The organism is Amycolatopsis acididurans (assembly GCF_012328925.1).
In the GTDB taxonomy this organism is placed as follows: Bacteria; Actinomycetota; Actinomycetes; order Mycobacteriales; family Pseudonocardiaceae; genus Amycolatopsis_E; species Amycolatopsis_E acididurans.
In genome coordinates, this window is sequence record NZ_JAAXLS010000033.1 from 1 (window position 1) to 19237 (window position 19237).

Here is a 19237-nt window from a genome sequence, read left to right on the forward strand (position 1 = left end):
CCGAGTCCGCCGCCACGAAGAAAAACTCCGGAAACTCCAACCCCCGAAAGGCTGACGACATTAGCCGGCCAATAGCCAGAATCCAAGATCATTAGCCGGATAACCCTACGACAACGCCGTCATCGAATCCTTCTGGGGCCGTATGCAGACCGAGCTACTCGACCGCCAACGCTGGCGCGCCCGCGTCGAGTTGGCCAACGCGATCTTCGAATACATCGAAGGCTTCTACAACCGCCGGCGCCGCCACTCCGCACTGGACTGGCTCAGCCCCGTACAGTTCGAAACCAACGACCCTCCGTCGGACCCGATCTCCTCGCCGACGAGTCCGTGAAACGGGGTCGACATCAATCGTCGCTACGCGACTTTCCGCCGCACGGTGAGGAAGGCGACGAACGCGAGCAGGGCGCCGGCGATCCACCACAGCGTCCCACCGAGTGCGGGAGACGACGCCACCTCGGTCAGGGAGGTCATCGCCAGTGGCGTGGTGCCACCGACGAGCGCAACCGGGAGATTGACGCCGAGGCAGAGCGTGCGACCACCGTCCTGGAGGGGCTGTGGCTTGGGCGCGCTCAGGCCGTTGAGCATGAGGTCGCCGAGCGCACTGAATGCGTCACCGGCGCCGATTCGATGTCGGTCGTTGGGACGAATCCGGTCATGGCGACGTAGATGGCCCCTGATTGCCGCCGCACGGCTTCGCCCACCCCGGTGAGGTATGTGGCGGGACGTTGTCGTGTGTCGGGTCGGACGCGGCGGCTGTTTCGATCTCATCCGCCGCTTGCCCGAACCCTTCACCCGCCTCCACATCCCCGGCGCATGCGCCAAGATCGACGACGTCCAGCATCGGAGTGCGCCGCCGGGGCTGCGGGATTTGCGTCGCTTCAACGAAAGGTACGCCACCACACACGCCGTGGTATCGGGATCATCCGCTTGGCGGCTCCGCAGGTGGGATCGTCTAAGTCGGTGAAGGCATCGGTTCAATCGGTCCTCAATGGATGTGCGGTCGTGGGTGAGGCGCTGCTAGAGGCTGTAGCCGCCGTCCACGTCGAGCCATTGGCCTGTGATGTAGTGCGCTTGAGGCGAGGCCAGGAATGCCACCGCATCGGCGATGTCCGACGCTTTGCCGAGTGCGCGCAGAGGAATGCGCCCCAGAGCCACGTCGAGCTCGCCGGGCTTGATGTCACCGCTGGCGAGCAGCGCCTGGGTCATCCCCTCGTCGAGAATGCCGACGCCGACCGCGTTGGCCCGGACCCCGAATCTTCCTTCCTCGGCCGCTATTGCCTTGACCAACGCCTCGTTCGCCGCCTTCGGAGCGCTGGACAGGACGTCCCGCAGGACGTAGCGGCGGTTCGCGACTGTACTGACCACGACGACGCATCCGGCGGACCGGCGCAGTGCGGGCAGGGCCGCGGAGATCACGGAGAAGGTGCCCGAGGAGTCGGCGACCAGCTGGTCCCGGTATCGCTCGGGAGTGATCGCACTGGCCCAGATCTGCGAGTTCAGCGGGGAGGCGGCCTGGACGAGCGTGTCGAGGCGGCCGGCGCGCTCCAGGATCTCCCCGATGGCGGCGCGGACCGAGCCAGGATCGGCCAGGTCCAGGCGCTGGACGAATGCCTGTCTGCCCTCGGCCCGCACGAGTCCGGCGGTGGTCTCCGCCTCCGGTTTCCGGCCGTGGAAGCCGATGACGACGTCCCGGCCGAGCCGGGCCAGTCGTACGGCGGTGGCGCGGCCGATGGCCCCGCTGCCGCCGACGACGAGCGCGACGCCTGTATCCGGCTGCGCTTCAGGCACTCTTCGGTCCCTCCTCGTCGAACGCGACCATGCCGCGCACAATCCGGCCCGCGTGCATGTCCGCGTAGCCTTCGGCCACTTGGTCGAGGCGGTACCGACGGGTGACCATCTCGTCCAGTTTCAGCTTTCCCGAGCCGTAGAGCTCGACCAGCTTCGGCACCATGGAAAACGGACTGCTCTTGCCGTAGAGCGCGCCGACCACCCTCTTCTGCGACATGGTGAGGTCGAGGAGGTTCACCGGAAGCGAACCGACCGCCGCCGGTCCCGCCCCCGTCACCACGACCACGCCGTCCTTGCGGATGCTGCCCAGCGCTTGCCCGACGTGCTCCCCGGTGGTGATGCCCACGGTGACGACCGCGGCGTCCGCGCCCTGACCGTTGGTGAGCGAGCGGGCGATTTCAGCTGCTTCTTCGATGCCGGCGACCGCGTGCGTCGCCCCCAGTTTCATGGCCACCTCACGTTTGAGGCCAGCGGGATCGACCGCGATGATGTCGGCGGCGCCCGCGTGCGCGGCTCCCTGGACCGCACTCATGCCGATGCCGCCGGTGCCCATGACGATCACCGTTTGCCCGGGTGCCACCTCGGCGGCGTTGACGGACGAGCCCCAGCCCGTGCCGACACAGCAGCCGAGTAGCGCCAGCGGAGCGAGCGGCACGCCGGGATCGACCTTCACCGCGGAGTTGACGCTGACCGTGGTCAGCTCGCTGAAGGTCGACACTCCGCAAACCTGGCCGACCGGCGCGCCGTCCAGGCTCATCCGGTAGCTGTCCGGATCTTCGAAACGGGCTCCGGACAGCATCGTCGCACCGAGATCGCAGAGGTTCTGTTTGCCTTCGGCGCACCACCGGCATCGCCCGCAAGCCGGGACGAAGGCGAACACCACGTGATCGCCGACCGCCCAGCCCGCTGTGTGCGGTCCGACGTCGACCACCACGCCGGAGCCCTCGTGCCCGCCGCAGAGCGGATAGATCCCTGCCGGGATGTCGCCGGTCGCGTAGTGGTCGTCGGAGTGGCAGAGACCTGCTGCGGTGAGCCTGACCGTGATCTCCCCGGTGCGTGGCTCTTCGAGTTCGACCACGGCGGGCTCGAACAAGCCGGGGGCCGAACGCAGGATCGATGCTCGGGTTCGCACTCTGGTTCCTTCCTTGGATGTCAGCGGGGAGCGAGCCGGATGGCCCCGTCGAGCCGGATGGTCTCGCCGTTGAGCATGGGGTTGGCGATCACGTGCGCGACGAGATCGGCGAACTCGGCCGGCCTGCCGAGCCGCGACGGGTGCGGGACCTGTGCCGCGATGGACGCCCGCGCTTCGGCGGAGAGTGCGTCCAGGATGGGCGTCTCGAACATGCCGGGGGCGATGGAGACGACCCTGATGAGCGACCGGGCGAGGTCCCGCGCGATCGGCAGCGTCATGCCCGCGATCGCGGCCTTCGAGGCGGAATAGGACGCCTGCCCGATCTGCCCGTCGAAAGCAGCGGCCGAAGCCGTGTTGACCACCACGCCGCGCTCACCGTTTACCGAGGGCGTGCCGGCCATGGCCGCGGCGCCCAGTCTGAGCACGTTGAAGGTCCCGATCAGGTTGATCTCCACGATCCGGCGGAACCGCTCGAGATCCAGCGGACCGTCGCGGCCGAGCGTGCGGGCCGGGTCTCCCACGCCTGCACAGTTCACCACCACGCGCAACGGACCGAGCCCGGTCGCAGCCGCTACGGCGGCGGCGACCGCGTCCGTGTCGCGCACGTCGGCCGGCGCGAACACCGAGCCGGTCCGCTCCGCGACGAGGGCGCCCGGCGCATCCGGGAGATCGAGCAGCACCACCTGGGCGCCGTCGCGCCGCAGGCGTTCGACCGTCGCGGCACCCAGCCCCGAGGCGCCCCCGGTCACCAGGGCCACGCCGCCTTCCAAGATCATTTCTCGGTCCTTCCGGGTCGGGTCGCGATCAGGATGATCGGTTCCACGGTGAGCACGGGCGTGCCGCTGTCCGCGAGCTCCAGCAAGACGGTGAGTACTCCCTGGGTGGGGTCGCGCCGAGACCGCCGGCTGCCGATGACTTCGGCTCGCGCGGTGTAGCGACGGCTGGGCCGTACCGGCTGCAGGAACCGGATCGCCTCGATGGCCGGCGAGCCGAGGCCCGCCGCTCTCACCATCACAGCGCTCACCCACCGGCTGACGAGTTCCGACACCGTCTGCAACCCGCTCGCGACCAGGCCACCGAAGGGACCGGCCGCTGCGGCTGCCGGATCGACGTGGAAGGGCTGCGCATCGAACCGGCGGGCGAAATCGATGATCTGGGCCTCGGAGAGCACCAGGTCGTCCAGTGCGAACCGGCTTCCCACGGGGAGATCGTCCAGATGCAGCGTCACGTGCTGCTCTGCGTGGCGGGACCGGCGACCTCGGTCGCGGGGGACTCGGCAGACTCGACGGTCCGGCGCCGGCGTACGGCGGCCGCGAGCGCGACGATGCCCAGCGCGGCGACGATCGTCGGCACGATGGTCAGGCTGAAGATGGTGATCGCGGCCAGCCCGGCCGCGATGAGCAGTCCACCCACCACCGGCCCGATGATCGAGCCAATGCGGCCGATGCCGTAGGCCCAGCCGACGCCCGTGGCCCGCGCGACCGTTGGGTACACGTCCGCGGCCACTGCGCTGATCCCGGTCTGGTTGCCTGAGATCCCCACACCCACGAGGAAAACCGCGGTCAACATGAGCGGGGCGTTGCCCGCGACGGCGGCGGTGAGACCGATCAGCACGGCGGCGGCGACGTAGCCGATGGCGAGCAGGCGGAACGTCGACCGGCTCCGGTCGGCCAGGTAGCCGATGCCGATGCTGCCGATCACACCCCCGAGGTTGTAGAGCGACGTCGCGATCAGGGCGAGCGATGCGCTGAGCCCCGCCTGTTTGAACAGCGAGGGCATCCAGTTCAGCAGGAAGTAGATGACCAGCAGGTTCATGAAGAACACCGTCCACAGCAGAACGGTGATGAGGCCTCGGTGCTGGACGAACAAGGTCCGGACCGGTGACCGGCGCGCCGTGGTCTCGGGGAGCAAGAGTTCGGTGCGCTCGTCGATTTCGGTGGCAGGCGAGATCCTGCTGAGCAGAGTGGCCGCACGTTCCGACCGTCCAGTCGTCACGAGGAAGCGGATCGACTCGGGGAGTGCTCGGCTCCCGACGGCGAGCAAGATCAGCGGCAACGTGCCACCGACCACGAACACCGATTGCCAGCCGAAGCTCGGGATCAACGCGGTGGCGAGGAAGCCGCCGAGGAAGCCGCCGAGCGACATCGCCGCGACCACCAGCGTCACGATGGTGCCGCGCCGGCGGGCGGGCGAGTACTCGGAGGCCAGTGCGATCAGGTTCGGCGTGATGCCGCCCAGCCCGATTCCGCACAAGAACCTCAGAACGAGCAGCACGTCGGTGTTCGGTGCCAGTGTGTGCGCCAGAGCGAAGACGGAGAAGGTCGCGGTGGAGACCAGTACGACCCGCCGGCGCCCGAGACGGTCGGCCACCGGCCCGAAGACCATGCCGCCCACCATCATCCCGAACAGGCCGGCTGCGAAGACCAGGCCGAATCCGGCGACGGGAATGTGCCATTCGGTCGAGATCGCGGGGGCGGCGAACCCGATCGCCTGCGCGTCGAACCCGTCCAGGACGGCGATCGCTATGCACAGGGCGATGGTGCGCACCTGGAGCCTCGACAGGGGCGCGGCGTCGATGACCGCCGCGACATCGACCTGCTGAGCTTGTCTCATGGGTGTGTCCTCTTCGTTGGGGAGATAGCACCACTCGGCCGGGTCGGCGTGACCGGGAATCGCGGTAGCTCCGCGCTGTAATCACCGGTACAGCCGACGGGATCGGAATCTAACAGCACACACCCAGAAGGGCAACCAATCGGTAGTTTGAAATAATTAACCACAGGTGAGAGGCTTATCAGCATGATAAGTACTGAGGTCGACTGGATCGAGATCTGCCAGACGCGGTACCGGCTCGCCGCCGCCATTGACGGGCGCGACTGGGACTTGGCTCGCGCGGTCGTCGACACGCAGGTCGAGCTGGACTACTCGTCCTACGCTTCGGAGCGAGTTCCGGGGCGAGTTCCGGCTGAGGAGTGGATTGCCTATCTGGCCACGTTGTTTCCCGGCTTCGACGCGACGCAGCACTCCTTGTCGAACCCCGTTGTGGAGCTCGCTGGCGACGCGGCGGGGAGCACGATGGCGATGACCGCCGAGCACCTCCTCGACGGTTGTCGCTTCACCATCGGCGGCCGCTATGAGGACGCCTACCGTCGCCGGGACGGACGGTGGCGCCTGACAGCGACCCGGCTCGTCGTCCGCTGGGTTCATGGTGACGCCGCGATCATGCCGCTCGCGCTCGAACGGGGTGTCGCGCTCAGGGGCGAGGCTGCGCGTCCGTTGGCGCCGGGCGTCGAGGCCGATGTGTGAGGTGCGCAGAATTAGTTCGAACAATCGGTTGGCTTAATAAAAGAAGTGGGCTAGCGTTCCTGCTGATCCTGTCGCAACGATGCTGGAGGTCGGCGCCGTGACCCAGTTGGACGACCGCACCGCGCGTAGCCCGGTTGACACCCCTCCGATGGGACATCTGCTCCTGGATCGGGCACGTGAGCACCCCTCGTCGACCCTGCTCGTGGTCGACGACGTCGCCTGCAGCTACGCGGAGATGGCCGAGCGGGTGAAGCTCACCGCGGCCAGGCTGGCCGCGCTCGGCGTCGGCCACGGTGGGCGAGTCGGCCTGTTGCTCCCCAATTCGGCGGAAGCGGTGCAGGCTGTTTTCGCGTGCGGCCTGCTCGGCGCGGTGGCGGTCGTGCTCAACACTCGGTTCGCTCCTCGCGAACTCGCGCACGCGGTGGCTGACGCCGAGCTCGAGGTGCTGCTGGTCTCGGACGTGCACACCGACCGGGTCGACTTCGAGGGCAGGCTGCGAGCCGCGATTCCCGGCCTGGGACTGGACAGCAACGGTCGACTCCGTGCTCGGGAAGTGCCGACGCTGCGCGAGATCCTGGTCATCGGAGCCTCCTCGAGCCTCCGGGCGCGGAGGCTCGAGGACATCGAGCCCGTGCCCGAGTTGCCCGCCCAGCCGATCGCCCTGTCCGACCTCGCGTTGATGATCTACACCTCGGGTACGACGTCGATGCCCAAGGGCTGCCCGTTGAACCACGAAGCCTTATTGGGCAACGGAATCAGCATCGGCAGGTACCGCTTCGAGCTCACCGCGGCCGACCGCCTGTGGGATCCGCTGCCGATCTTCCACCTGAGCTTCCTGCTGCCGTTGATTGCTTGCATCGACGCAGGGGCCGCGTTCGTCACCCAGTCCACCTTCGCCGCCGGAGCGGCGCTTGCCCAGATCCGCCGGGAACAGGTGACCGCGGCCTGGCCCGCCTTCCCGGCGATCACCGAGGCGCTGCTCGACCACCCCGACCACACGCCGGAGTCGCTGGCCCGGATACGCGTGATGCTGAACGTCGCGCCCCCGGAGGCCTTGCGGAAGCTGCAGGAACGGACGCCGAAGACTGTGCAGCTGAGCGCGTACGGCTGCAGCGAGGCCGGCGGGGTGAGCGCGATGAACCTGATGGCCGACGCCCTCGGTTCCCGGGTGTCCACGCAGGGAAAGCCTTTTCCCGGTATGCGTGTCGCGGCCAGGGATCCGTTCAGCGGCGAGATCCTCGGTGCCGGCGAGGTCGGCGAGCTCGTCATCCGGGGCTGGAGCGTCTTCGGTGGCTACTGGCACGCGGGGGACCACGGTGAGTCGGTGACCGCGGACGGCTGGTTGCGCACCGGTGACCGCGGTTCGGTGGCCGCCGACGGGACGATCAGCTACCGCGGCCGGTACAAGGACATGATCAAGGTCGGCGGGGAGAACGTGGCAGCGCTCGAGATCGAGAGCGTGCTGGTGGCACACCCGGCCGTCGTCCAGGTTGCCGTGGTGGGAGTGCCCGACGCCAGGCTGGTCGAGGTGCCTGCGGCGGCCGTGGAGCTCAGACCCGGCGCGGCCGTCACGCCCGAAGAGCTCCTCGAGCACTGCCGTCACGCGCTCGCCCGCTACAAGGTTCCGCGTTACCTCGTCCTCCGGACGAGCTGGCCGATGTCCGCCACCAAGATCCAGAAGTTCCGCCTGCGCGACGAGCTCTGCGTCGAGCTCGGGCTTTCCGAATGACCGGCGAAAGCACCGAAAGGACTTTCATGACGAACTCATCGACGGCTCGGTTCGCGGCGACCGAGCGCGTTTTCGTGGGCGGGACTTGGGAACGCGCCCACGGGGAACCGTACGATGTGCTCTCTCCGGCTACCGGAGAGCCCGTCGCCAGGGTGCTGCTTCCGTCCGCCGAGGACGCCGACGAGTCGTTGGCGCGCGCTCGTGCGGCTTTCGACGACGGTCGCTGGTCCCGCCTCCCGGCGTCCCGGCGCGCCGACCTGGTCGAGGCGTTCGGGGCGGCGTTCGCGCGCCGCCGCCGGGAGATCGACCGGGCATGGGTTCAGGAGTCGGGACCGACGGCCGCACACGCCGCCGCACTGAACGATGCGGTCGAGCTCATGTGGCGGGACCAGGTCGCGCACGCTCGTGCGCTGGTCACGCGCGAGGTCCGCGATCTGCCGGACGGCAGGGTCCGGGTCCTGCGCGAACCGGTCGGCGTGGCGGTCGTGGTGACGACGTGGAACGGCCCCGCGCTCTATTTCGCGATGAAGGTTGTACCCGCGCTCCTCGCAGGCTGCACCGTGGTGGTGAAGACCGCCGTCGAGTCGCAGCTCACCAGCAGGCTGATCGCCGAGTGCGCGGGGGAGGCCGGGCTGCCCGCCGGTGTCCTGAGCATCCTCGCCGCACCGACCGGCGTCAGTGAGCGCCTCGTGGCGGATCCGCGGGTGGACAAGGTGAGCCTCACCGGTTCTGTCGCGGCAGGCCGTCAAGTCATGGCGGCCTGCGCTCCTCACCTGACCGGGCTCACCCTGGAGCTCGGTGGCAAATCGCCCGCGATCGTCGTCGGCGACATAGCGGTCGACAAGGTGCTGCCGTCTTTCGTGCCCGGTTTCATCGCCTATCAAGGGCAGATCTGTGCCGCGCTGACCAGGCTCATCGTCCCGAAGCGGCGCCGAGGCGAGTTCGTGGAAGCTGTCGTCGGGGCGCTGTCGGAGATGAGGGTCGGCGATCCGGGCGACCCCGCGTCCGATCTCGGCCCGCTGTCCTCACTGCGGCAGTACGAGCGCGTCCGGGAGTACATCGCCATCGGGATCGCCGAAGGCGCCACGCCGGTGCTCGGTGGGCAGACGGAGGACCCGCGCCCGGGGCACTATGTCTCGCCGACGGTGTTCGTGGATGTCGAGCCGCACATGCGCATCGCCCAGGAAGAGATCTTCGGACCGGTGCTGTGCGTGCTCACCTACGGCGACGACGAGGGCGAGGACCTGGCGGACGCGATCGCACTGGCTAATGGCACGAGGTACGGGCTCGCGGCGTCGGTCTACGCCGACGACGAGGACGTCGCCGCGGACGTTGCGGCTCGGCTGGATTCGGGCACCGTGTCGATCAACACCGCGGGGGTGTCGCTGTTCGCCCCGTTCGGCGGGACCCGCCAATCGGGGTTCGGGCGGGAGAACGGCGCCGAAGGCATCGCCGAGTTCCTCCGCGTCAAGTCGGTGAAGCTCTCGTGAGCGCGCTCCACGGCGCGGTCCCGCCGAGCGCCACGGAATGCGCCGACCGTCTGGCGATCACGGACGTGATCCACCGCTACAGCCGCGGGCTCGACCGGATGGACCGCGCGCTCACGCTTTCCTGCTGGCATCCCGGTGGAACCGACGACCACGCGCCGCTCTACAAGGGCACCGCGGCGGGTTTCGTCGACTGGCTGTGGCCGGTGCACGCCGCGATGCTCTGCACGCGGCACGTCGTCACCAACACGATCATCGATCTGGCGGGGAACGAGGCGGGAGTGGAGACGTACTGGACGCTGACGCTGCGGATACCTTCCGGGGATGGCGCGATTGACTCGCTTTCGGGCGGTCGCTACCTGGATCGCTTCGAGCGGCGGGCCGGCGCGTGGGCGATCCAGCACCGCGTCGCGGTGCGTGACTGGGCGCGGACCGACCCGGTTCCCGCAGTGCCCGGCAAACCGCTGATCAGGCCGAACAATCCCGAAGCGCCGGGGGCGCGGAGCACCCGGGACCGTTTCGACGAGTCGTACGGAGTTCTCCGTAATTATTTTGACCAAGCGATTGGTAGTATATAATGAGCGCGGGAGGTGTCATGGTGAACGTGGAAACGATCGGCACGCCGGATCCGCGGCCGAGGCTGGCGTCGCGGGACGAACCAGTCGTGGCGGGGTTCCGGTGCGGCGCCTGTGGCTACCCGGCTTTCCAGCCGATGCCGGATTGCCCGGTCTGCGGCGGGGCACTGGCGGAGGCCACCTTCGGCCCGTCGGGAACCGTGTTCGCCTCGACCTGCCTGCGGGTCCGCGTGCCGGGCAGGCCCAGCCCGCGCGGTCTGAGCTACGTGGACCTCGACGAAGGGCCGCGCGTCCTCGCCGAGGTGTCCGCCGACGTGTCCCCGCTGCCGGTCGGCACCAGGGTCGTGCTGACCGGGGTTTCGGCGCAGGGCGATCTCCGGGTCCGCGCGGAGGAGGCGTCGTGACGGCGGGAGTCCGCGGGGTCGGGACCTCGCACTTCGGCAGGCAGCCACAGTTGTCCGCACCCGCGCTCGCGCAAGCGGCCGTCGTGGAGGCGTTGCGCGATGCGGAACTGGGACGGGACCGGGTCGACGCGGTGTACGCGGGTACTGTTTTCGGCGCGCCAGGCACTGCCCAGCGCGCGTTGCAGACGCTCGGGATCACCGGGGTTCCGATCGTCACGGTCGAAAACGCGTGCGCGACCGGCACCACGGCCCTGCACGAGGCGCGCTGGGCGGTGGACAGCGGCCGCTACGAGAACGTGCTCTGCCTCGGTATCGAGACAATGACAGCGCACTTCGCCGGCCCGATCACCCCGGAGCCCTCTGACATCGAAGGACGGGCCGGGATGGCTTTGCCGTCGGTCTACGCCGCGGTCGCGAGCCGGTACCTGGCCACCCACCCCGGAGTCACACTGGAGGACCTCGCGCTGGTAGCGGTCAAGAACCGCCGGCACGGTGCGCTCAACCCACGCGCACAACACGGCAAGGTGGTGACGCTGGAGGAGGTGCTCGCCTCCCGGATGATCGCCGACCCGCTGACCCTGTTGCAATGCTGCGACCTCTCCGACGCCGCGGCCGCGGCGGTGCTCGGTCCTTGGCGGCCGGGCACGAGGGATGTCCCGCTGCGCGCCACGGCTCTGCGGTCGGGTGCGCTGTGGGACCAGCGGGCGACCAGCCACTGGGGGCACGGCCTCGTCCGTGACACCGCGGCGGAAGCCTACGAGCAGGCCGGTCTGGGGCCGGCCGACGTCGACCTGTTCGAGATACACGACGCCTTCACCATCGGCGAGATCGTGACCAGCGAGGCCCTGGGAATCGCGGCCGAGGGGGAGGGCACGGTCCTCCTCCGCAAAGGACACACCGATCTGGGAGGAGCCCAACCCGTGAATCCGTCCGGAGGACTGCTGAGCAGGGGACACCCCCTGGGGGCGACGGGCCTGGCTCAGATCGCCGAAGCCGTGTGGCAGCTGAGGGACGAGGCTGGCGCCCGTCAGGTTGCCGGAGCGCGTACCGCGGTCGTCGAGACGATGGGCGGCGGCACCGCGGGCATCGACGGCAACGGATGCGTCGTGGCGGTGCTCGGTGGCTGAGACGACTTCCCTGCCCGCGGACGCGGACCACGACATCCTGCGGCCGGACCGGGTGGCCGATCCGTTCCCGTACTTCGCGCACATGCGCGACAACGACCCGGTGCACTGGAACCCGCAATACCGGGCGTGGTTCGCCTACCGGCACGCCGACGTCATCAAGGCGCTTCGCGACCCGGCGCTGTCCTCCGACCGCGTCCGGCCGATCTATGAGAGCAAGCTGTCCGCCCAGGAGCAGGCCGAGCGCAAGCCCACTTTCGACATCCTGGGCGACTGGATGGTCTTCCTCGACCCGCCGGAGCACACCCGGCTGCGGAAGCTGGTGCTGCCCGCGTTCTCCGCGGGGTCGGTCGAGCGGATGCGGCCGCGGGTCGAGTCCGTCGTCAAGTCCACTGTGGATGCTTTGGCCGACCGGTCCCGATTCGATCTCGTGACCGACTTCGCCTATCCGATCCCGGCGGTGGTGATCGCCGAGCTGATGGGTGTCCCGCCGGCGGACCGGGACCTGTTCAAGGCGTGGTCGGACCAGATCCTCGTGTTGGTGTTCGGCGCGGCGGGCAACGCCGAGCGGCGGAGTGAGGCCCAGCGCGGTCTGGTGGAGCTGGCCGACTACCTGCGGGGCCTGGTCGCGAGGTTCCGCGCCGATCCCGGCGACAACCTGATCAGCCGGATGCTCAATTCCACCGAGACCGATCCGCCACTGACCGACGACGAGCTGGTCGCCACTTGCGTGCTGCTCGTCTTCGGGGGGCACGAGACCACGACCAACCTGATCGCCAACGGCTTCCGGTCGCTGTGCCGCAACCCCGGACAGCTGGCACGGCTGCGGGCCGAGCCGGACCTGATGCGCAAGGCCGTCGAGGAGCTGCTGCGCTACGACGGTCCGTCCAAAATGGAGGTCCGGCGAGTGGCGGCCGATACCGAGCTCGGCGGGCGGACGCTGCGCCCGGGTGAACAGGTCTATCTGGTGCAAGCGTCGGCCAACCGGGACGCGGACGCGTTCGAGCGGGCCGACGAGCTGATCCTCGACCGCACGCCCAACAGGCACGTGAGCTTCGGCTTCGGCATCCACCACTGCATTGGGAACTTCCTCGCGCGGCTGGAGGCGTCCGTCGCTCTGGGCACGCTGATCCGAAACGTGCCCGAACTCGAGCTGGATCCGGACGTTCCCGAGTCCTGGCACGCCACGCTGATCAGCCGCGGCATGCACCACCTCGGAGTGCGGCGATGAGCGCCGGCACGCTGGCCGGGTGCAGCGCGCTCGTGACCGGAGCCAGCGGCGACATCGGGCGGGAGATCGCAGTGGCACTGGCCGAGGCGGGTGCCGATGTCGGGCTGGTCGCACGCCGGGAAACCGCTCTGCGGGAGACCGCCGAGACCGTCCGCGGGCTGGGCAGGCGGGCCGCGGTCGCCGTCGCCGACGTGACGGACGAAGACCAGGTGCTCGCCGCCGTCGAGCTCGTCGAGAAGGAGCTGGACGGAATCGACGTCGTGGTCAACAACGCCGGTGGAGCGCGATTCTTGGCACCGTTGCTGGAGACCGAGCGCCGGGGCTGGGACAAGACGGTGGCGCTCAACCTGACCGCTCCCTATCTGGTGGCCAAGGCCGCGGTACCCGGCATGATCCGGCGCGGCCGGGGGAGCGTGGTCAACATCGGTTCCCTCGTTGGTCTCCGTGCGCAGGAGGGCATGGCCTTCTACTCGGCCGCCAAGAGCGGGCTGCTGATGCTCACCCGCTCCATGGCCAAGGAGTGGGGACCGCGCGGGATCCGGGCCAACGCCGTGGTGCCGGGCCTGATCGAGACCGAGGGCTGGGCCGCCTACGAGGGCCAGGACGCGATGGCGGCGCTGAAGACCGACCACGTGATCCCGCTCGGCCGGTGGGGCCGGGCCAGGGACGTCGCCGGCCCCGTGGTGTTCCTGGCCTCGGAAGCCGCCGCGTACGTCACGGGCGCGGCGTTGACAGTGGACGGAGGGGCGACGGCATGAGCACCGGCATCGGGACCGGGTTCTCGCCCGGCCGGCTCGCCGCACTGCCCGGCACGCCGCTGCCGGGTGGCCGGTTCACCATCGAACCCTGGCAGGCGTGGCTGCTCGCGGACGTGGTGCAGGCCGACCCTGCAGCGACACCGCCCGGAATCGTCCACCCGTTGTTCGTCTACGTCGCCTCGACCGGAGCGATGGGGCTGACCTGGGACGAGCTGTTCGCGTGCTGCGGAGCGACCGCGGCGGACGGCCCCATGTTCGGCGAGAGCGAGACGGTCGTGCACACCCCCCTGCGGGTCGGGACCGAGTACGTGGTCCGCGGCGAGTTCGACTCGGCCGACCGCAAGGAGGGCAAACGGACCGGTGTGTTCGACATCGTCGGCTTCCGGCTCGATGTGCTGCACCGCGACCGCATGGTCGCGGTGAGCCGCAACTCGATCGTCTACCCGAGGAGGAAGTCGTGAGCGTGCAGGTCGGCTCTCTGCTGCCCGAATGGGAGGTGCGCGAGGTCAGCGCCGAGAAGATGAAGACGATGGCGGCCCTGCTCGCTGACCCCAATCCGATCCACTTCGACGTGTCCGCGGTCGAGGCACTCGGAATGGGCGACCGTCCGGTGAACCAGGGGCCCAGCAACATGGGCTACGTCCTGAACATGCTGGCCGCGTGGGCCGGGTGCACCACCGCCGTGGAGCGGCTCGCCGTGCGGTTCCGAGCGAACGTCCTCGCCGGCGACCGCGTCGTGGCGCGCGGGGTGGTCACCGGTCTGCACGGGGACGGCCCGGATCTGGTGGCGGAGTGCGATGTGCGCCTGGACATCGTCCGCCCGGACGGCGACACCGCGGCGCTCACCGGCACCGCGCGCGTCCGGCTGGCCGCGGACGTTGCGGGGGCCTGAGTCGTGCATGTCGGGATCGGTCTGTGGACCATGCAGGCAACGGCGGCAGCACCGGCGGCGTGGCCCGCGCTCTACGCGCGAATGCTGGACGAGGCACGGTTGCTGGACTCGCTCGGCGTGGATTCCATGTGGTTCGCCGAGCACCACCTCTGGTACGACGGGTACTGCCCCGCACCGCTGGTCGCCGCGGCCGGTGCCGCGGGCGTCACCGATTCCCTTCGGGTGGGCACGGCGATGACGCTTGCCCCGCTGCACGACGCCGATCGGCTCGCCGCGCAGGCTGCCGAACTCGAACTGCAGTCCGGTGGGCGTCTCGAGCTCGGTCTCGGGCTCGGCCATCGCGACGCCGAGTTCGACGCCTTCGGCGTCCGGCGGGACCGCCGTGGCAAGAGGATGGACGAGACCCTCGACGTGCTGTGCGGTCCTGGTCGCTTCGACCCCGCCAGGATCTGGGCCGGCGGGATGGCACCCGCCGCACTGCACCGGATCGGGCGTCGCGGGCTGTCGGTGCTTCTTCCGCAAACCCTCGGCCCGGCCCGGATCCGGAAGGCCCAGGAGATCATCGACGCCGCAGCCGGGACAGTGCCGCGCGGACGCACCGGTGCGTTGCGCGATGTCTATCTGGCGAAGGACGGCGCGGCGGCCCGCGAATGGTTCGGCCCGCGTTATCGCCGGCACTACGAGGAAGAGGCGGGGGCGTGGTGGGTCATGACGGGCCCGGACGGGCCCACCAACGGTTTCCGTGCCCGCGAGCGGCTCGACGAGCAGCTGGACCGGGCCACCGGAACCGCGCTCGTCGGCGATCCGGACGAGGTCCTTTCGGCCCTGCTCGAGCTGCCTGGTGCCGGTGTGGACACCGTCGTGGTGCGGATGCAGTTTGATTTCATGCCCCCCGACGAGCTCGCCCGGACCGCCCGGTTGTTCACCGAAGAGGTCCTGCCGGTCCTGCGGGAGGTGTCATGAGAATCGGAGTTCTGATCGCCGGGGGCTCGCCGCGGCAACGCGCGGACGCCGTGTGCCATGCCGACCACAGCGGTCTGGACCTCGTGTGGCTGGCCGCGGATCGTGAACGACCGGCCGCTTCGCTGGTCGCCGCCACCGCGGCCGCGGCGCGCACGCGCGCTGTGCGGGTCGGGGTGGAGGTGCCGCTGGGGGACACCCATCCGCTCCACGTCGCGGAGGAAATCGCCGTCGCGGACCAGGTGCTGCAAGGGCGCCTCGTACCGACGCTCACGCCGAGCCGCGGTGCCGAACCGGATTTCGCCGAGGCCGTGCGGCTGGTCTTCGCGGCAGCCGGTCCGCGGCCGTTCCGGCACCCGGGCCCTCGGTGGCCGACGCCGGCCAACCTGCGCGCACACGGCGACGTGCCTGCCGAAGTGCGAGTGCTGCCGACGCGCCCACACGCACCGGCAGCGGTCTGGATCGACGGCGACCCAGCTGTGGCGGCCCACTTCGCGACACCGTTCTTCGGCCGGGCACCGGGTCCCGTGCGGGCGGATGCCGATCCGGACGCCGCGGTCATGGTGCGGGCGGTGCGTGCGGCCGCGCAGGCCGGTGCGGACACCGTGCTGTTCCGGCTGCCCAGTGAAGCCGGCCACCGGGAGAGCCGAGACATGATCACGACGCTGGCCCGCGATGTCCGGCCCCGTACCCAGCTGGCACAGCTGCCGCCGGGACTCGACGAGTTCTGGGAACGGGCCACACGAGAGGAGTTTCATGTCTGAGCACGTCTACATCGTCGACGCGGTGCGCACTCCGACGGGCAGACGCGGCGGCGGCCTGTCCCGGGCACACCCCGCCGACCTCGGGGCGCACGTCCTGAGCGCCCTCGTCGACCGCACGGGGATCGATCCCGCCCGCGTGGACGACGTGATCATGGGGTGTGTCGGCCAGATCGGCGCGCAGGCATGGAATCTCGGCCGCAACGCCTGGCTTTCCGCCGGCCTGCCCGAGCAGGTTCCGGCGGTGACGATCGACCGGCAGTGCGGGTCGTCGCAGCAAGCAGTGCACTTCGCGGCGCACGGGATCCGCGCCGGCGAGTACGACCTGGCGATCGCGGCGGGTGTCGAGGTGATGAGCCTGGTCACGCTGAACAGTTCCGGCACGGTGGGGCCCGAGCTGGGCATGCGCTACCCGTTCGACGGTGACGGCTGGCGAAAGCGTTACGGGGACCAGGAGATCCACCAGTTCCGCGGTGGCGACCTGATCGTGGAGCACTGGGGCATCACCGACGACGAGATGCACCAGCTCGCGCTCGACAGCCATGCCCGCGCGGACCGCGCGTGGGCCGAAGGCCGGTTCGACCGCGAGGTCGCGCCGTGGGGCGACGTGACCCGGGACGAGGGCGTCCGGCGCGGCAGCACCAAGGAGAAGCTGGCGGCGCTCGCGCCCATCCGCGAAGGCGGCAGGCACACAGCGGCGCTGGCCAGCCAGATCGCGGACGGCGCCGCCGCGCTCCTGCTGGCGTCCGAGGACGCCGTGCGCAGGCACGGCCTGACGCCACGCGCCCGGATGCGCGCCACCTCGGTGGTGGGCAGCGACCCGGTCATGATCCTGACCGGCCCGATCCCGGCGACGAACCGGGTGCTGGACAAGGCCGGGCTGAAGATCGACGACATCGACCTCTTCGAGTGCAACGAGGCGTTCGCCGGAGTCGTCCTCGCGTGGGCCAAGGAAACCGGCGCGGACCTGGCCCGCACCAACGTCAACGGCGGTGCCATGGCACTCGGGCACCCGCTCGGCGCCAGCGGCGCCCGGCTGATGACCACGCTGCTGCACGAGCTGGAACGGTCCGGGGGCAGCTACGGCCTCCAGACCATGTGCGAAGGCGGCGGGCTGGGCAACGGCACCGTCATCGAGCGCCTCTAACCCCTCATCGAAAGGACGAATCGTCATGGACTTCGCGCTCACCGAGGAGCAGGAGGCTTTCCGCAAGTCTCTGCGCGCTTGGATCGACAACGAGCTCGACAAGAACACCTCACGGGACTGGGAAAGCCGGGAGTTCGACTACCCCTACGACCTGTGGGACAAGATGTCTGCTCAGGGCCTGCACGGCATCGGACTGCCGGAGGAGTACGGCGGGCAGGGCGGCGACGTGTCCACCCAGATGATCGTCGCGAGGGAGCTGGCCCGGACGCTCGGCGGTCTCACCTGGATCTGGGGCGTGTCCTCGTTCTGCGCGAAATCCGTGGCGTTGCACGGCTCGGCGGAGATCAAGCAGGAGCTGCTGCCCAAACTGGCCGAAGGCAGGATCCGCATGGCGATCGCCCTCACCGAGCCATCGGGCGGCACTGATGTCCTCGGGTCGATGCGCACTGTCGCGACCAAGGCGGAGGGCGGCTGGCGGATTACCGGGCAGAAGATCTGGTCCACCGCAGCACATGCCTCCGACTACCTGATGCTGGTCGCGAAGAGCGATCCCGACGCGAAAAAAGCCAGTCGCGGGGTGACCATCTTCCTCGTGCCGACCGCCAGCGACGGAGTCTCCACCCGGCAGATCCCGAAGGTCGGGATGAAGGCCGTCGGTTCGTGCGAGGTCTTTCTCGACGACGTGTTCGTACCCGACCGGCTGGTCGTCGGTGAACCGCACCGCGGCTGGTACCAGATGCTCGAAACCCTGAACAACGAGCGGATCATGGTCGGGGCGCTGTGCACCGGCGTGCTCGACGGGGTGTTGGAGGACGCGCTCGCGTACGTGATGGAACGTGAGGCCTTCGGCGGCCCCATCGGCCGTTTCCAGGCGTTGCAGCACTTCATCGCGGACATCGCGATGTGGCAGAAGCAGGCCGAGCTCATGACCTGGTACGCCGCGTGGCGCCAGCAGCAGGGGCTTCCCTGCGGCACGGAGTCGACCATGGCGAAGGTGGTCGCCTCCGAACTCGCCGGCAAGGCCGCCGATCTGGGAATCCAGATTCTCGGCGGGATGGGCTACGCGCTCGAGACCAACATGCAGCGGTACTGGCGGGATGTGCGCCTTTACCGGATCGGTCCGATCACCAGTGAGATGGCTCGTAACACGATCGCGGAGTCCTACGGGCTGCCGAGGTCGTTCTAAGCCATGACCGGCACCACGGCGCCAAAGCCGACCGTAGGCTTGACGACCATGAGTTCCGACAGTCGAGCCGAGGCCGCGCCACGTCGCCGGCCCGGCCGTCCGCGCAAAGACCAGCCCGACCCCGAGCGGTTCGCGGAGATCCTCGCGGGGGCCGCGGAAGTGTTCCTCGCCCGTGGGTACGACGCTTCGACGATCCAGCAGGTCGCCGACACCGTGGGCATGCTCAAAGGCAGCCTCTACCACTACGTTCGTACGAAGGAGGATCTGTTGTACGTGATCCTCCAACGGACATACGCGGCGGCGCTGAGCGAGATGCGCCGGGTGCTCGAGGAACGGGCAGGTGCCGACGCGCTGGAGCTGCTGGCGGCTTTCGTCGAAACGCACATCCGGTTCACGATCGCGAACTTCGCCGCGGTGAGCATCCAGTTCCGCGAGCTGCGCACCCTGTCGGAGGCGCGGCGTGCGGAGATCACCGCCGAGGGCGACAAGTACACCGCGCTGCTGCGTGACCTGCTCCAGCGCGGGGTCGAGGAGGGGACCATCGGCGCCGACATCGACCTGCCGCTGGCGAGCTGGAGCATCCTGGGCCAGCTCAACGCCATGACTCAGTGGTACCGGAACCCGGGAAGGCTTTCGATCGACGAGCTCGTGGCGGCATTCGTCGGGATGATCGTCTCCTCGGTGGTGTCGGACCGGCGAAGTGCCGAAGCGGGAGGGCCCGCGTCGCTGCGAGCCTCGTTCACTCCAGGTCGCTGATTCG

General features: G+C 69.4%; 21 protein-coding genes and 1 pseudogene. 16 read left to right on the forward strand and 6 right to left on the reverse strand.

What is annotated here, in order from left to right:
- Positions 1 to 109: 109 nt before the first annotated feature.
- Positions 110 to 331, forward strand: a pseudogene (locus HFP15_RS30505) (IS3 family transposase); the annotation flags it as partial.
- Positions 332 to 354: 23 nt separating this feature from the next.
- Here the strand turns inward: HFP15_RS30505 and HFP15_RS30510 are convergent.
- The 6 genes from HFP15_RS30510 to HFP15_RS30535 all read right to left on the reverse strand — a co-directional run bounded on the left by HFP15_RS30510 (position 355) and on the right by HFP15_RS30535 (position 5533).
- Positions 355 to 585 carry a hypothetical protein gene (locus HFP15_RS30510; RefSeq protein WP_168520242.1) on the reverse strand — a complete coding sequence of 77 codons (231 nt, stop codon included), beginning with the start codon at positions 583 to 585 and terminating at the stop codon, positions 355 to 357.
- A 432-nt stretch (positions 586 to 1017) separates the two neighbouring features.
- Entirely contained in the window at positions 1018 to 1788 is a 771-nt protein-coding gene (locus HFP15_RS30515; protein ID WP_168520243.1) for an SDR family NAD(P)-dependent oxidoreductase, read from the reverse strand.
- Positions 1781 to 2920 (reverse strand): NDMA-dependent alcohol dehydrogenase, encoded by a 1140-nt coding sequence (locus HFP15_RS30520; RefSeq protein ID WP_168520244.1) that lies wholly within the window; start codon positions 2918 to 2920, stop codon positions 1781 to 1783. Before HFP15_RS30520 ends, HFP15_RS30515 begins: the two co-directional genes overlap by 8 nt.
- A 20-nt stretch (positions 2921 to 2940) precedes the next feature.
- Positions 2941 to 3696, reverse strand: a complete 756-nt coding sequence (locus HFP15_RS30525; protein WP_168520245.1) for an SDR family NAD(P)-dependent oxidoreductase — start codon at positions 3694 to 3696, stop codon at positions 2941 to 2943.
- Complete coding sequence (locus HFP15_RS30530; protein ID WP_210718085.1) at positions 3693 to 4148, reverse strand: MaoC/PaaZ C-terminal domain-containing protein; 456 nt, start codon at positions 4146 to 4148, stop codon at positions 3693 to 3695. Before HFP15_RS30530 ends, HFP15_RS30525 begins: the two co-directional genes overlap by 4 nt.
- Positions 4145 to 5533, reverse strand: a complete 1389-nt coding sequence (locus HFP15_RS30535) for an MFS transporter (RefSeq protein WP_168520247.1) — start codon at positions 5531 to 5533, stop codon at positions 4145 to 4147. Before HFP15_RS30535 ends, HFP15_RS30530 begins: the two co-directional genes overlap by 4 nt.
- 183 nt (positions 5534 to 5716) lie before the next feature.
- Here HFP15_RS30535 and HFP15_RS30540 point away from each other — a divergent pair, with 183 nt between their 5' ends.
- The 15 genes from HFP15_RS30540 to HFP15_RS30610 all read left to right on the forward strand — a co-directional run bounded on the left by HFP15_RS30540 (position 5717) and on the right by HFP15_RS30610 (position 19233).
- Positions 5717 to 6223, forward strand: coding sequence for a nuclear transport factor 2 family protein (locus tag HFP15_RS30540; RefSeq protein ID WP_168520248.1), 507 nt, complete (start codon positions 5717 to 5719; stop codon positions 6221 to 6223).
- Positions 6224 to 6371: 148 nt separating this feature from the next.
- The gene (locus HFP15_RS30545) at positions 6372 to 7952 is read left to right on the forward strand and encodes a class I adenylate-forming enzyme family protein (protein ID WP_168520249.1); all 1581 of its coding nucleotides are present in this window, start codon (positions 6372 to 6374) and stop codon (positions 7950 to 7952) included.
- A gap of 26 nt (positions 7953 to 7978) precedes the next feature.
- Positions 7979 to 9442 carry an aldehyde dehydrogenase family protein gene (locus HFP15_RS30550; protein WP_168520250.1) on the forward strand — a complete coding sequence of 488 codons (1464 nt, stop codon included), beginning with the start codon at positions 7979 to 7981 and terminating at the stop codon, positions 9440 to 9442.
- Entirely contained in the window at positions 9439 to 10017 is a 579-nt protein-coding gene (locus HFP15_RS30555; protein WP_168520251.1) for a nuclear transport factor 2 family protein, read from the forward strand. The genes HFP15_RS30550 and HFP15_RS30555 overlap by 4 nt, the downstream gene beginning before the upstream one ends.
- A gap of 17 nt (positions 10018 to 10034) precedes the next feature.
- A complete protein-coding gene (locus HFP15_RS30560; RefSeq protein WP_168520252.1) occupies positions 10035 to 10418 on the forward strand; it encodes a Zn-ribbon domain-containing OB-fold protein in 384 nt (127 codons plus the stop codon).
- Positions 10415 to 11545, forward strand: a complete 1131-nt coding sequence (locus HFP15_RS44000) for a thiolase family protein (protein ID WP_168520253.1) — start codon at positions 10415 to 10417, stop codon at positions 11543 to 11545. The genes HFP15_RS30560 and HFP15_RS44000 overlap by 4 nt, the downstream gene beginning before the upstream one ends.
- On the forward strand, positions 11538 to 12773 hold the full coding sequence (locus HFP15_RS30570; protein WP_168520254.1) for a cytochrome P450: 1236 nt from the start codon (positions 11538 to 11540) through the stop codon (positions 12771 to 12773). Before HFP15_RS44000 ends, HFP15_RS30570 begins: the two co-directional genes overlap by 8 nt.
- A complete protein-coding gene (locus HFP15_RS30575; protein WP_168520255.1) occupies positions 12770 to 13531 on the forward strand; it encodes an SDR family NAD(P)-dependent oxidoreductase in 762 nt (253 codons plus the stop codon). Before HFP15_RS30570 ends, HFP15_RS30575 begins: the two co-directional genes overlap by 4 nt.
- Positions 13528 to 13992 carry a hypothetical protein gene (locus HFP15_RS30580; RefSeq protein ID WP_168520256.1) on the forward strand — a complete coding sequence of 155 codons (465 nt, stop codon included), beginning with the start codon at positions 13528 to 13530 and terminating at the stop codon, positions 13990 to 13992. The genes HFP15_RS30575 and HFP15_RS30580 overlap by 4 nt, the downstream gene beginning before the upstream one ends.
- Positions 13989 to 14423, forward strand: a complete 435-nt coding sequence (locus HFP15_RS30585; protein ID WP_312871824.1) for a MaoC family dehydratase — start codon at positions 13989 to 13991, stop codon at positions 14421 to 14423. Before HFP15_RS30580 ends, HFP15_RS30585 begins: the two co-directional genes overlap by 4 nt.
- Before the next feature lie 3 nt (positions 14424 to 14426).
- On the forward strand, positions 14427 to 15386 hold the full coding sequence (locus tag HFP15_RS30590; protein WP_168520257.1) for an LLM class flavin-dependent oxidoreductase: 960 nt from the start codon (positions 14427 to 14429) through the stop codon (positions 15384 to 15386).
- Entirely contained in the window at positions 15383 to 16147 is a 765-nt protein-coding gene (locus HFP15_RS30595) for an LLM class flavin-dependent oxidoreductase (RefSeq protein WP_168520258.1), read from the forward strand. The genes HFP15_RS30590 and HFP15_RS30595 overlap by 4 nt, the downstream gene beginning before the upstream one ends.
- Positions 16140 to 17291 (forward strand): acetyl-CoA C-acyltransferase, encoded by a 1152-nt coding sequence (locus HFP15_RS30600; protein ID WP_168520259.1) that lies wholly within the window; start codon positions 16140 to 16142, stop codon positions 17289 to 17291. The genes HFP15_RS30595 and HFP15_RS30600 overlap by 8 nt, the downstream gene beginning before the upstream one ends.
- Before the next feature lie 25 nt (positions 17292 to 17316).
- Complete coding sequence (locus HFP15_RS30605) at positions 17317 to 18477, forward strand: acyl-CoA dehydrogenase family protein (protein ID WP_168520260.1); 1161 nt, start codon at positions 17317 to 17319, stop codon at positions 18475 to 18477.
- Between the two features lie 48 nt (positions 18478 to 18525).
- Positions 18526 to 19233 (forward strand): TetR/AcrR family transcriptional regulator, encoded by a 708-nt coding sequence (locus HFP15_RS30610; RefSeq protein ID WP_168520261.1) that lies wholly within the window; start codon positions 18526 to 18528, stop codon positions 19231 to 19233.
- Positions 19234 to 19237 lie beyond the last annotated feature (4 nt).

What these genes read in the sequence shown, in the direction of transcription:
- HFP15_RS30540 (WP_168520248.1), top strand. Translation starts at nt 5,717, where the DNA reads ATGATAAGTACTGAGGTCGACTGGATCGAGATCTGCCAGACGCGGTAC.
- HFP15_RS30610 (WP_168520261.1), top strand. Translation starts at nt 18,526, where the DNA reads ATGAGTTCCGACAGTCGAGCCGAGGCCGCGCCACGTCGCCGGCCCGGC.
- HFP15_RS30535 (WP_168520247.1), bottom strand. Translation starts at nt 5,533, where the DNA reads ATGAGACAAGCTCAGCAGGTCGATGTCGCGGCGGTCATCGACGCCGCG.
- HFP15_RS30545 (WP_168520249.1), top strand. Translation starts at nt 6,372, where the DNA reads ATGGGACATCTGCTCCTGGATCGGGCACGTGAGCACCCCTCGTCGACC.
- HFP15_RS30550 (WP_168520250.1), top strand. Translation starts at nt 7,979, where the DNA reads ATGACGAACTCATCGACGGCTCGGTTCGCGGCGACCGAGCGCGTTTTC.
- HFP15_RS30605 (WP_168520260.1), top strand. Translation starts at nt 17,317, where the DNA reads ATGGACTTCGCGCTCACCGAGGAGCAGGAGGCTTTCCGCAAGTCTCTG.
- HFP15_RS30510 (WP_168520242.1), bottom strand. Translation starts at nt 585, where the DNA reads ATGCTCAACGGCCTGAGCGCGCCCAAGCCACAGCCCCTCCAGGACGGT.
- HFP15_RS30525 (WP_168520245.1), bottom strand. Translation starts at nt 3,696, where the DNA reads ATGATCTTGGAAGGCGGCGTGGCCCTGGTGACCGGGGGCGCCTCGGGG.
- HFP15_RS30600 (WP_168520259.1), top strand. Translation starts at nt 16,140, where the DNA reads ATGTCTGAGCACGTCTACATCGTCGACGCGGTGCGCACTCCGACGGGC.
- HFP15_RS30595 (WP_168520258.1), top strand. Translation starts at nt 15,383, where the DNA reads ATGAGAATCGGAGTTCTGATCGCCGGGGGCTCGCCGCGGCAACGCGCG.
- HFP15_RS30560 (WP_168520252.1), top strand. Translation starts at nt 10,035, where the DNA reads ATGGTGAACGTGGAAACGATCGGCACGCCGGATCCGCGGCCGAGGCTG.
- HFP15_RS30580 (WP_168520256.1), top strand. Translation starts at nt 13,528, where the DNA reads ATGAGCACCGGCATCGGGACCGGGTTCTCGCCCGGCCGGCTCGCCGCA.
- HFP15_RS30575 (WP_168520255.1), top strand. Translation starts at nt 12,770, where the DNA reads ATGAGCGCCGGCACGCTGGCCGGGTGCAGCGCGCTCGTGACCGGAGCC.